Origin of the sequence: Actinoplanes oryzae (assembly GCF_030757795.1) — a bacterium.
GTDB lineage: Bacteria > Actinomycetota > Actinomycetes > Mycobacteriales > Micromonosporaceae > Actinoplanes.
Genome location: NZ_JAUQWH010000116.1, coordinates 18,338 through 29,391 on the forward strand (window position 1 = coordinate 18,338; position 11,054 = coordinate 29,391).

General features: G+C 73.6%; 11 protein-coding genes. 1 reads left to right on the plus strand and 10 read right to left on the minus strand.

Annotation, left to right across the window (positions count from 1 at the left end; all coding sequences use genetic code 11):
- Positions 1-75: 75 nt before the first annotated feature.
- Both RBH18_RS30150 and RBH18_RS30155 read right to left on the minus strand, forming a co-directional pair.
- Entirely contained in the window at positions 76-900 is an 825-nt protein-coding gene (locus RBH18_RS30150) for an O-methyltransferase (RefSeq protein WP_306213841.1), read from the minus strand.
- A gap of 103 nt (positions 901-1,003) precedes the next feature.
- Positions 1,004-1,411, minus strand: coding sequence for a RidA family protein (locus RBH18_RS30155; RefSeq protein ID WP_306213842.1), 408 nt, complete (start codon positions 1,409-1,411; stop codon positions 1,004-1,006).
- Between the two features lie 192 nt (positions 1,412-1,603).
- Here RBH18_RS30155 and RBH18_RS30160 point away from each other — a divergent pair, with 192 nt between their 5' ends.
- Positions 1,604-2,557 carry a 3-oxoacyl-ACP synthase III family protein gene (locus RBH18_RS30160; protein WP_306213843.1) on the plus strand — a complete coding sequence of 318 codons (954 nt, stop codon included), beginning with the start codon at positions 1,604-1,606 and terminating at the stop codon, positions 2,555-2,557.
- Here RBH18_RS30160 and RBH18_RS30165 read toward each other — a convergent pair.
- Genes RBH18_RS30165 through RBH18_RS30200 form a run of 8 tightly spaced genes read right to left on the minus strand, consistent with a single transcriptional unit; the run spans position 2,535 to position 10,996 of the window.
- The gene (locus tag RBH18_RS30165; protein ID WP_306213844.1) at positions 2,535-3,569 is read right to left on the minus strand and encodes a helix-turn-helix domain-containing protein; all 1,035 of its coding nucleotides are present in this window, start codon (positions 3,567-3,569) and stop codon (positions 2,535-2,537) included. The genes RBH18_RS30160 and RBH18_RS30165 overlap by 23 nt on opposite strands.
- Positions 3,570-3,580: 11 nt before the next feature.
- The gene (locus tag RBH18_RS30170) at positions 3,581-4,618 is read right to left on the minus strand and encodes a MupA/Atu3671 family FMN-dependent luciferase-like monooxygenase (protein ID WP_306213845.1); all 1,038 of its coding nucleotides are present in this window, start codon (positions 4,616-4,618) and stop codon (positions 3,581-3,583) included.
- Positions 4,619-4,625: 7 nt separating this feature from the next.
- The gene (locus RBH18_RS30175) at positions 4,626-6,014 is read right to left on the minus strand and encodes an MFS transporter (protein ID WP_306213846.1); all 1,389 of its coding nucleotides are present in this window, start codon (positions 6,012-6,014) and stop codon (positions 4,626-4,628) included.
- Positions 6,011-7,555 carry an amino acid adenylation domain-containing protein gene (locus tag RBH18_RS30180; protein WP_306213847.1) on the minus strand — a complete coding sequence of 515 codons (1,545 nt, stop codon included), beginning with the start codon at positions 7,553-7,555 and terminating at the stop codon, positions 6,011-6,013. The genes RBH18_RS30175 and RBH18_RS30180 overlap by 4 nt, the downstream gene beginning before the upstream one ends.
- Positions 7,552-8,643, minus strand: a complete 1,092-nt coding sequence (locus RBH18_RS30185; protein WP_306213848.1) for an HAD-IIIC family phosphatase — start codon at positions 8,641-8,643, stop codon at positions 7,552-7,554. Before RBH18_RS30185 ends, RBH18_RS30180 begins: the two co-directional genes overlap by 4 nt.
- Positions 8,644-8,656: 13 nt before the next feature.
- On the minus strand, positions 8,657-9,619 hold the full coding sequence (locus RBH18_RS30190; protein ID WP_306213849.1) for a 3-oxoacyl-[acyl-carrier-protein] synthase III C-terminal domain-containing protein: 963 nt from the start codon (positions 9,617-9,619) through the stop codon (positions 8,657-8,659).
- Positions 9,616-10,725 (minus strand): acyl-CoA dehydrogenase family protein, encoded by a 1,110-nt coding sequence (locus RBH18_RS30195; protein ID WP_306213850.1) that lies wholly within the window; start codon positions 10,723-10,725, stop codon positions 9,616-9,618. Before RBH18_RS30195 ends, RBH18_RS30190 begins: the two co-directional genes overlap by 4 nt.
- Positions 10,718-10,996, minus strand: a complete 279-nt coding sequence (locus RBH18_RS30200) for an acyl carrier protein (protein WP_306213851.1) — start codon at positions 10,994-10,996, stop codon at positions 10,718-10,720. The genes RBH18_RS30195 and RBH18_RS30200 overlap by 8 nt, the downstream gene beginning before the upstream one ends.
- Between the last annotated feature and the right edge of the window lie 58 nt (positions 10,997-11,054).

Here is an 11,054-nt window from a genome sequence, read left to right on the forward strand (position 1 = left end):
CCGCCCGCCGGGCAAGCGCGGCACGCCGATGGCCACGCCCGGCGGGCGTGGCCATCGTGGGGGCCCTCCGGGCGCTCACGCCAGCCGGGCGTGCTCCTCCGCACCGGCGCGCAGCGCCGGGGAGTAGCTGACCGTGCCGCCCTTCCCGCCGTAACGCCGCCGCTTGACCCCCGCCGTACGCCGCAGCATGGTGACGCTGTTCTGCGTGAGCTTGTGCGATTCGAGCACATTCACCAGCTCCAGCTCGCCCGGATTGGCACGCTGGAACTCGGTCAGATAGTGCAGGATCGCCTCGCCCTCCGGATAGGTCATCAGATAATGCATGAGCAGCACGCCGCCGTCCGGATCGATGCGCTCCCAGAAATGGTCGAAGAAGTAGAGGCACTCCCACGCGTCCACCCAGGCCAGGTCGATCGTGGCGTGGCTCGGCGGCAACTTGCCGGCGCAGTCGCGGACGTCGGCGTTGACCACCGAGACGAGGTCGTCGACGCCCAGGTCGCGCAGGATGCCGGTGACCCGGGCGGCCGACGAGTACGGGTTGGACAGATCGTCGACGGCGACGAGCCCGGGCTCGTACGGCTCCAGATAGAACGCGGGCGCCGCCAGCGCGGGCGCGGCGTTGAGCCACTCGTCGTCGAGCCCGCCGGCCGACGACAGATGCCGGGTGGTCTTCTCCGCGAGCCCGCGCGACTCCCGCTCGACGCCGGCGCGCACGTCCGCCAGCGCCGCCGCCAGATAGGGCGTGGTGTACCCCATGCCCACCTCGAGCACCCGCCGTGGGCGCAGCATGTGCACGAGGTTGACCAGGAAGGGCGCCACCACCTCGGTGCCCATCTCCGGGACGTACAGCGGGGCGACCGCCCGCTGGAAGTCCTCCGACGTGGTCCGGTCGATCCGCATCCGCTCCCCCTCGTTCGCCTGCCGATTTCTGACCCGCCACCGCAACCCGCCGCCGGAGGCCACCGTCGGCGGCCCGGCGGGAAAAGACCGCGCCGCAGGCGGCTCAGGCCGCGGAGACCACCGCGGTGACCTCGATCTCGATCACGGCGTCGTCCCGGAACAGCTTCGACACCTCGACCGTCGTGCTGGTGGGCAGGTCGCCGGTGAAGTACTTGCCGCGCACGGCGGCATACTCGGCGCGCTGCCCCATGTCGGTCAGGTAGGTGCGGATGTTGACGACGTCGGCGAAGGTCGCGCCGTGGGCCGCCAGCAGCTGCCCGATGATGTCGAGCGTCCGCTCCGCCTGCACCGTCATGTCGCCGGGGCCGACGATCTCCTTGTTGTCGTCGTCGAGGGCGACCTGACCGGAGAGGATCAGCAGCTTGCCGCCGCCCAGGTCGATCTGCGCGACCTGCGAGTAGGGCCCCGCGGGCGCCGGCGCGGACGTCGGGTTGACCAGCTGCTTGCGCATGTGCCGAAAACCTCTTCCGATACGGTGACGTGCTGCTTCCTGCCGCGTCGGACAATACCACGAATGGCGGGCACCGGGCGGCCGCGGAAGTGAGTCATAAATGCGTTTCATAATTAGCGGGCTCGATCCTTACGGCCATTTGCGATATCGTTCCGGCAGACCGGCGGAATGGCAAATCGGAAAGGGGCCGTCGTGGCGGCGATCGTCGACTTCGAGGTGGTGCTTCCGGGCGGGGTCGCCTCCGTGCAGGAGATGCACGAGGCGTCGGGCCTGGCCCGGGCGGAGATCCTGGAGATCACCCACACCGAGCGGTTCCCGGTCCTGGCCGACGGCGAGCCGGCCTGGGAGCTCGCCGCGGAGGCCGGCCGGACGCTGCTCAAGCGCGCCGGCGTCGCCGCCGGCGACGTCGACTGCGTGATCTACTGCGGCTCCGGCGAGTGGGACCTGCCGTTCTGGTCCCCCGCGGCCAAGGTCGCCGCCGAGCTGGGCATCGACCAGGCGCACTGCTTCGAGGTGGCCAACTTCTGCAACGGCGTCATGACCGCCCTGCAGGTGGCCGCCGACCGGATCGACCTGGGCCGCTCCCGGCACGTCCTGGTGCTGGCCGGGGACCGGCTGAGCCAGCTCGTCGACTACGCGGACCCGGAGTCGAAGGCGCTGTTCAACTTCGGCGACGCCCCGGCGGCGATCCTGCTGGGCGCCGAGGGTCCGCTCGAGCTGGCGCACGCGGCCGTGCGCACCGACCCGGCCTGGGCCGACTACTACTCCGGCGACATCGAGGACGACCGGGTGGTGATGCGCCGCCGCGGCCACCGCAGCGGCCTCGGCGACGCCTACCTGAGCAACTTCGTGGCGCTGACCGGCCAGGCCCTGTCGGTGCTGGAGGCGGCCCCGGGCGAGGTGCGCTGGTTCCTGATCAACCAGGGCGACAAGGGGATGCACGAGCGCGTGCTGGCGGCGCTCGGCATCCCCGCGGAGCGGTCGGTCTTCAACTACCACCGCTACGGTCACATGGGCGGCTCGGACCCGTTCCTGGCGCTGGGCGACCTGCGCGCCGAGGGCCGGCTGGCGCCCGGCGACCTGGTCCTCGTCGCGAGCAGCGGCATGGGCTTCACCTGGGCGATCACCGCCCTGCGCTGCCGCTGACCGGCCCGGCGAGCACGGCGCCCCGGGCAGCGGCGGCCCGGCCGGCCGCGGCGGCGGGCAGCAGGATGCCAGGAGCGGAGGAAGGGCGGGTGCCCGGCCAGACGAAGGGCGCGCCGCCCCCGGCCTCGCACCATTCCTCCAGCCCGGCGAGGAGCCGTCCCCGCGCGTGCGGCACCAGCCCCGCCACCCATCGGTCCCGCAGCCGGTGCCAGCTCGCCAGCGACGGCACCGGATGGACGGTCACCGCCGGATGCCGGGCGAGCCAGGAGCGGACGGCCGCGTGCTCCGCGTCCCGCCCGGCGAAGGCCAGGTGCAGGGCGACCCCCTCGGGCGCGCCGCCGGCGACCATGTCCAGGAAGTCCGTCACGCCGCGCCGGCGCTGGTCCGGCGGGCCCGAGGCCCGGCCGGCGACGGTGAGCAGCGAGACCAGGGCCGCCGGGAGGGGCACGGCCGGCACCGACACCGGCAGGGGCCGCGGCACGATCGCCAGCGCGAGCACCCGGCACCCGGCCGCGAGGTGGATCCCGGCGAGGCCGCAGCCGCCGCCCGGCCGGTGCGGCCCGAAGAGCCGCCAGGTGTCGATCTCGTGCGGGCGCAGCCCGTGCGCCCGCCAGATCCGGGAGATCGCCGTCTGGTTGAGCCGGACGGCGCGGGCCATGGACCGGGTGGACCAGTGGCTGTCGCCCGCGGCCGGCGCCTCCTCCAGCGTCCTCTCGACGATCTCGGCGACCTGCGCGGCGCTGAGCTTGCGCACCGCGCCGGGGCGGGGCTCGTCGGCGAGCCCCGCCAGCCGGTCGCGCACGAAGCGGGACCGCCACTTGCTCACCGTGTGCGGCCAGACCTCCAGCAGGTCGGCCACGTCCTTGTTCGTCGCCCCCGTGGCGCACGCCAGCACGATCCGCGCGCGCACCGCGAGCCCGGTGTCCGGCGCCTCGCGGCGGGCCCAGCGGGCGAGCGCCGCCCGCTCGTCGGTGGTCAGTTCGAGTACGGCCTTGGGACGCCCCCGTCGCATCGCCCGTGTCCTCAGCGCTCGTCCGCCCACGTGCGGCGCAGCTCGTCGAGCCGGTCGAGCCCGGCCAGGACGAGCTTGTCCGGCAGCCCGAAGTCGACCAGGCAGGCGACCTCGTCGACGCCCAGCCCGGCCAGCCGCCGCACCACGCCGCGGGCCTTGGGCAGGGTGCCGAGCAGGCCGCCGTCGTCGAAGTAGCGCCGGAAGCCCTGTTCCACCAGGAAGTCGATCTCCTCGGGCGGGAGCTTCGCGACGTCGATGCGGCGCTTGCCGTCCAGCTGGGAGCTCAGGATGAGGCCGAGGGAGCTGCGGATGTAGTCGCTCAGCGCGGGCCGGACCAGGTCCCGGGCCTCGTCCTCGTCCTCGCCCAGGTAGGTGTGCACCATGAGCACGACGTGCCCGCGCCCGTCCGGCGCCGCGGCCCGGTAGGCGGCGATCTTCGCGCGCAGGTCGTCGAGGTCCTGGCCCAGCAGGTGGGTGAGCACGCCCGCGCCCATCCGGCCCGCCGCCTCGAACGTCTCGACCGCGCCGCCCGTGGTGAGCCACACCGGCAGCTCCGGCTGCACCGGCGGCGGGAAGATCCGCAGCTCCTGCGGCGACCCGACGCCGTCGGTGACGGTCATCGCCTCGCCCCGCCACAGGGCCCGGATCTGCTCGGCCTGCTCGATCATCAGGCGGCGGCGATCCGCGTACGCCTCGGGGCGCAGCGCGAAGTCCGCGGCGTGCCACCCGGAGGCGAAGGACACGCCGGCCCGGCCGTTGGACAGGTTGTCCACGACGGACCATTCCTCGGCGACCCGCAGCGGATGGTGCAGCGGCGCGACGACGCTGCCCGCGCGCACGGCGACCCGGCTGGTGACCGCCGCGACGGCCGCGCCGGTCACCGACGGGTTCGGGTAGAGCCCGCCGAAGGGGTGGAAGTGCCGCTCCGGGGTCCAGACGGCGGCGAAGCCGTGGGTGTCGGCGAAGCGGGCGCCCTCGAGCAGCAGGCCGTAGCGGTCGGCCTCGCCCTGGCGGCTGTCGTTGGCGAAGTAGAACAGGCTGAAATCCATGGGACACCTAACTCTTGGGTGGTGCCGCGTCGGCGACGGCCGTCTCGCCGGGAGGCAGGGTGTCGGAGCCGGCCGGCCCGGCGGGATCGACCGGCCCGGCGGCGGAAGAGGGCTCGGAGGAGGAAGGCGCGGCAACGGAAAGGCCGGCGGAGGAGGAAGGCTCGGCGGCGGAGGAACGGGACTGCGACCAGCGCGCCACGGCCGGCGCCAGCAGCCCGGCGCCCGCCATCACCGCGCCGAAGACCAGCCACCCGGGCCAGCCCAGCCCGATGATCAGCACGGTGGCGAGGAACGGCGTGACGGTCGAGCCGAGCTGCGTGGACATGCCGAACAGGCCCTGGTACTGCCCGTGCGCGCGCTCCGGCGCCAGCCCGTAGGCCAGCGACCACGAGCCGGCGCTGTGCAGCATCTCGCCCAGCACGTGGACCACGGCGCCGGCCAGCAGCACGGCCACCGCCGCCCAGGCGGGCAGGCCGCCGGCGACCGCGAAGAGGACGCAGCAGGCCGCGAGCACCAGCCCGGCCCGGCGCAGCGACCGGGCGCCGCCGGCGACGTGCTCCGCGCCCCGGCTGACCCGCACCTGCAGGGTGACGACGAACAGCGTGTTGATGACGAGGATCGCCGGGTAGAGCGAGCTGGGCGCGTCGGTGCGCTGGGCGATCCAGATCGGCAGGGCCACCGTCAGCAGCGGCCCGTTCATGATGAGCAGCGAGTTGAGCAGGGCGAAGACGGCGTACGGCCGGTCGCGCAGCACCACCAGCGCCGGGCCCTGCTTCTCCTCGGGGGCGGCGGGCGGGACGGACGGCACCCGCAGGTACATCAGCCCGGCCACCATGAACAGCACCCCGGCGAGGACGAGCAGGACCATGTAGCCGGCGGCCGAGTCGAGCCAGAGGCCGACACCGCCGGCGACCGCCCCCACGGTGACCCCGATGTTGGCGATCGAGCGGAAGTAGGACCATGCCCGGACCCGCTCCTCCGGCGGCACGACCCCGGCGACCAGCGCACCGCGGGACGCGTCGGTCGCCGCCTCGCCGGCCAGCACCAGCGAGGCGACGACGACGAGCCAGGTGAAGCTGCCGACGAAGGCGTAGCCGCAGGCCACGACGCCCAGCCCGACCAGGGCGAACACCGTGGCGTTGCGCGGGCCCAGCAGGTCCGCGGCGTGCCCGGCGGGCACCGCGACCAGCATGCCGACCAGCGCCCCGACGGTGAGGGCCAGGCCGACGCGCGAGGCCGGGATGCCCACCGAGGTGGTGAAGTAGAGGACGCTGACCGACATGATGATGCCGTGCGCGACCGTCTTGGCCAGGTTGCTCACGGACAGGATCCGGACCACCCCGGCCGGCGGGACCAGCTCGCCGGCCGCCGCACGCGCCTTCGCCGCCACGCTCATCGGCCGCCTGCCCCCGCCATCTCGAGGGAGGCGCGCAGCACCCCGCGGTCGATCTTGCCGTTGGCGTTGAGCGGCATCGCCGCGATGCGCTCGGCGCTGCGCGGCACCATGTGCACCGGGACGTGCTTGCGCAGCCAGCGCCGCAGCTCCGGCACCTCGGCGCCGGTGTAGTAGCAGTGCAATTCCGTCTCCCCCGCTCGGTTCGTCGCGATGACGACGGCCTGGGTGACGTCGGGGTGGCGGCGCAGCGCGGCCTCGATCTCGCCGAGCTCGACCCGGTAGCCGCGCACCTTGACCTGGTTGTCCATGCGGCCCAGGTGCACGAGGTTGCCCGCCTCGAACCTGACGCGGTCCCCGGTGCGGTAGTAGAGATCGGGCGTAATTCCCCCGCCGACGTACGGAACCGTCGCGGGGGCACGATACCGGAGGAATCGGCCATTGTCATCGGCCGGATCGAGGTACCCGGCGAAGCGCTGGCTGCCCCGCACGCACAGCTCGCCCTCGTCCGCCGCCTGCCCCGACTCGTCGACGACGACGTAGTCGAGGAAGTCGTACAGGTCGCCGATCGGCACCGTGTCGTTGGACGTCTCCGGCCACTGCAGAGGGTCGGGTCCGAGGCGGAACTCGGTGCAGGCCACGGTGAGCTCGGTCGGCCCGTACACGTTGACGATCGTCGCGGCCGGGGCCACCTCCGCCCAGATCTCCGCCTGGGTGTAGGTGAGCGGCTCGCCGATGAAGATGCTGTAGCGCAGCCCGGTGGCCCGGCCCGGCGGCAGCGTGCCCAGCTCGTGGCTGACCGACACCACCGACGGCACCGAGAACCAGTGCGTGATCCGGCGGTCGACCAGATAGTCCACCGGGCTGAGCAGCTCGGCCTTGCGCGGCACCACCAGCGTGGCGCCGCCGGCCCACGTCACGAACAGGTCGAACACCGACGGGTCGAACGTGAGGTCGAAGGTGTGCGACATCCGCGCGCCGGGACCGACCTCGAAGCGCTCCACGTTGTGCCGCACGTAGTCCACCGCGCAGCGGTGCTGGATGGGCACCCCCTTGGGCCGCCCGGTCGAGCCCGAGGTGAACAGGATGTACGCGACGTCGTCCGGCCCGGCCGTGTCCGCGGGCAGCTCCCCCGGCACGCCGGCCGCCACGTCGGCGTCGGTCAGCCGCAGCACGGTCGGCGCCGCGTCGCCCAGGTCCGCGTCCAGCTGCGCCGCCCCGGCCTCGTCCGCGATGAGCACGCCGGGCCGGGCGAGGTCGCACACCATCCGGTTGCGCTTGACCGGGTAGTCCGGGTTGAGCGGCGTCACCGCCGCCCCGAGCCGTTGCGCCGCCAGGTATCCGGCGTACGTGGTGACGGAGTGGGCGGCCAGCAGCGCCACCCGCTCCGGGACCCCGCCGTGCTCCGCCACGATGCGCGCCGCCAGGTTGAGCGCCAGCCGGTGCAGCTCCCCGTACGTCAGCGTCGCCTCGCCGGCCTCCAGGGCCGGCGCGTCCGGCGTACGCTCCGCAGTCCCGGCGAAAAGCCGGTAGAGAGTGCTCATGCCGCGACCGTCTGCGGGGTGAGCGACACGGCGTCCAGCCGCAGCGTGTCCGGCGCCGCCCGCAGCTCCGGGCGCAGGTGCAGGTGCTGCAGCCCGTCGGCGTCCTCCGCCGGGGACTCCAGCTCGGCGAGGCAGTCGCAGGCCTCGCCGGTGAAGCCGCCGAAGCGGTACGCCACCTCCATCATGCGGTTGCGCTCGGTGGCCCGGAAGTCGGCGGCCAGGTGCACTCCCGCCCGCGCCGCCTGGTCGGTGATCCAGGTGAGGATCACCGTGCCCGCGCCGAACGACACCACGCGGCAGGACGTGGCGAGCAGCTTGATCTGCCACACCGACTCGTGCCGGGCCAGCAGCAGCACGCCCACGGCGCCGTGCGGGCCGTACCGGTCGGTGAGGTTGATGACCAGCACCTCGAAGCCGGGGTCGTCGAGCAGCGCGCGCAGGTCGGCGTCCGAGTAGTGCACCCCGGTGGCGTTCATCTGGCTGGTCCGCAGCGTCAGCTCCTCCAGCCGGGAGATGTCCTCGTCGCCGGCGCGGCCGATGGTCATGACCAGCTCGAGGCTGCGCAGGAAGTCGTCGTCGGCGCCCTGGTACGCCTCCCGGTCGCTGTCCCGGCGGAACTTCGCCTGGTACATCTCCCGGCGCCGGCGCGAGTCCACCGTGACGGTCGCCGGGCTGAACTCGGGCAGCCCGGTCAGCTCGGTGGCCCGGGGGGCGAGATAGCGGCGCACCTCCGGCAGGTGGTGCTCGACCTCGGCCAGCTCGGCCGGCTGGTCGTCGATGAACGCGAGGGTACCGGGCGCGAACTGCAGCTCGTCGGCGATGGCGCGCAGCGAGTCGGGCTTGCGGCCCCACCCGATCTGCGGCACCACGAAGTACTCGGCGAGGCCCAGCTCCTCGAGCCGCTGCCAGGCGTGGTCGTGGTCGTTGCGGCTGGCGACGGACTGCAGGATGCCCCGGCGGTCCAGCTCGACGACGGTCTGCCGGATCGCCTCGGGGACCGTCACGACGCCGTCCTCGAGCAGGGTGCCCTGCCACAGGGTGTTGTCGAGGTCCCAGACGAGACACTTCACCGTGGGTGACTGGCTCACTGTCTTCCCTTCCTCACACTTGCCACACCGTCACGGCCCAGGCCGCGACGGGACTGTTGTTGAGCATCAGGACGTGGTCGCCGGGGCGGAGCTCCCCCGAGGCCAGCAACCGGTCGAGGTTGAGGACGACGTCCATCGCGCCCAGGTGCCCGTACGCCGTCAGCTGCTCCCGGCAGACCGGATGGATCGGCAGGCCCAGCAGCGTCTCGTAGAAGCCGTACGCGCCGGCCGTGACGTTCTGCATGAGCGTCGCGGCGACCTGCTCCCGGCCGATGCCCGCCTCCGCGAGCGCCTCGGTGACCATCCGGGCGAGCCGCACCTTGCTGTGCATGGCCAGCTCGAAGCGGTACCGGTCGGGCGAGTCGCACTCCTCGCGCCACTCGTACCAGGGCGCCTGGCGGTAGTCGACGCGGAAGAGGTCGTGGAAGGTGCCGTCGGTCTCCTGACGGTGGGCCACGAGCGCCGGGCGCCCGCCGCGGACGAGCGTCATCGCGTACGCCCCGTCGCCGATCACCGTGACCGGGAAGCGCACCCGGTCGGCGCCGGCCGGGCGGCTGGCGTGCGCGATCAGCACGCTCTGCCGGGCCGGGTCGGCGAGCAGCAGGTCCCGGCCGATCCCCCAGGCGACGCTGGAGCCGGTGCAGCCCAGCCCGTCGAGGGTGAAGGCGAAGGCCCGCTCGTAGCCGCCCTCCGCCTGGATGCGGCCGACGTCCGAGCCGAGCAGCACGTCCGGCGCCCGGTAGCCGACCGAGATCAGCACGTCGGGGTCCACGTCGGTGAGCTTGCCGAGCTCCTGGCAGGCCTGGATCGCGTAGTCGGTGGTGGGCGCGTCCGGCAGCACCGCGACGTGCCCGATGCCGGTGCCGGAAACGAAGGCGGCCTCCTCGGCGGTCAGGCCGCCGAGTTCGGGCAGGTCGCCGACGGCGACGCGGTCCGCCGGTACGACACAGTGGATGCTTCCGATCCCGATGGTCACGACCACACCGCCACGGCACGGTCGGCCAGCATCATCTGGCTGATCTCGTTGCTCCCCTCGATGAGCTCCATGAGCTTGGCGTCGCGGTAGGCGCGCGCCACCGGGTGCCCGTCGCGGCTGCCGGCCGAGGCCAGCACCTGGACGGCGTCCGCCGCGCCCGCCGCTGCCCGGGTCGCCGCGAAGTGCTTGGCCAGCACCGCGGCGCTGACCAGCTCGGCGGTGCCGGCGTCCCAGCACGCGCTGGCGTGCTCGCAGAGCCGGGTCGCCGCCTGTTCCGCGACGGTCAGCTCGGCCAGGTGCCGGCGGATCAGCTGGTGGTCGGCCAGGAGCGTGCCGCCCTGCCGCCGCTGCGTGGCATGCCGGACGGCCTCGCGCAGGCACGAGCGCAGGATGCCGACGCAGCCCCACGCCACGGAGACGCGCCCGGAGGTGAGCGCGGTCGTGGCGATGAGCCCCAGCGGCAGCGCGGTGCCGCCGAGCACGGCGTCGCGGGGCAGCCGTACCCCGTCGAAGTCCACGTCCGCGTGCCCGGCGGCCCGGCAGCCCAGCGGGGCGGGGATCCGCTCGATGCGCACGCCGGGCGCGTCGGCGGGCACGACCACGGCCGCCGCCTCGTCGCCGTAGCGGCCGAAGACCACGAGCAGGTCCGCGTACGCCGCCACGGTGATCCACGTCTTGCGCCCGTCGAGCCGCACGTGCGCCCCGTCGTCGGTGATCGTGGTCGTCATGGCCGCCAGGTCGCTGCCCGCGCCGGGCTCGCTGAAGGCGACCCCGGCGAGCCGGCCCGAGGTGAGCTGGGCGAGGTGCGCGGCCCGCTGCGGGGCGGTGCCGAGGCGCTGCACGGTCCAGGCCGCCATGCCCTGCGAGGTCATGACGCTGCGCAGGGAGCCGCACAGCGAGCCGGCGTACGCGGTCAGCTCCCCGTTGGCCCCGCTGCTGAGCCCGAGACCGCCGTAGCGTTGCGGCACCTGCCCGCAGAGCAGCCCCTTGGTGCCCAGCTCGCGCAGCATGGCGACGGGCAGGCTGCCCTGGACGTCCCAGTGGGCCGCGCGGTCGCCGACGGCCCCGGCGAGCAGCGACTCGTACTCCTGCCGCTGCTCAGCCATCCGCCTCACCGCGCAGCCGCAGGATCAGCGCGGTGACCGCCTTGATCGTGCGGAAGTTGTCCAGCCGCAGGTCGGGTCCGCCCACGGCGACGTCGTACGTGTTCTCCACGTGCACGACCAGCTCCAGCGCGAACAGCGAGGAGACCAGTCCGGTGGTGAAGATGTCGAGGTCGGGCTCGATGCGGCGCTTGGTGCGCCCCTCGATGAAGTCGATCAGCTCGGCCCCGACGCGCTCGGGGTCCAGGACGGTGTTGCCGGTCGGCGAGGTCACTGCTCAGCTCCCGTACTCGTAGAATCCGTGTCCGCTCTTGCGGCCCAGCTCGCCCGCC

Coding starts and splice junctions, on each gene's coding strand:
- RBH18_RS30150 (WP_306213841.1), bottom strand. CDS start 900: ATGCGGATCGACCGGACCACGTCGGAGGACTTCCAGCGGGCGGTCGCC.
- RBH18_RS30155 (WP_306213842.1), bottom strand. CDS start 1,411: ATGCGCAAGCAGCTGGTCAACCCGACGTCCGCGCCGGCGCCCGCGGGG.
- RBH18_RS30165 (WP_306213844.1), bottom strand. CDS start 3,569: ATGCGACGGGGGCGTCCCAAGGCCGTACTCGAACTGACCACCGACGAG.
- RBH18_RS30170 (WP_306213845.1), bottom strand. CDS start 4,618: ATGGATTTCAGCCTGTTCTACTTCGCCAACGACAGCCGCCAGGGCGAG.
- RBH18_RS30175 (WP_306213846.1), bottom strand. CDS start 6,014: ATGAGCGTGGCGGCGAAGGCGCGTGCGGCGGCCGGCGAGCTGGTCCCG.
- RBH18_RS30180 (WP_306213847.1), bottom strand. CDS start 7,555: ATGAGCACTCTCTACCGGCTTTTCGCCGGGACTGCGGAGCGTACGCCG.
- RBH18_RS30195 (WP_306213850.1), bottom strand. CDS start 10,725: ATGGCTGAGCAGCGGCAGGAGTACGAGTCGCTGCTCGCCGGGGCCGTC.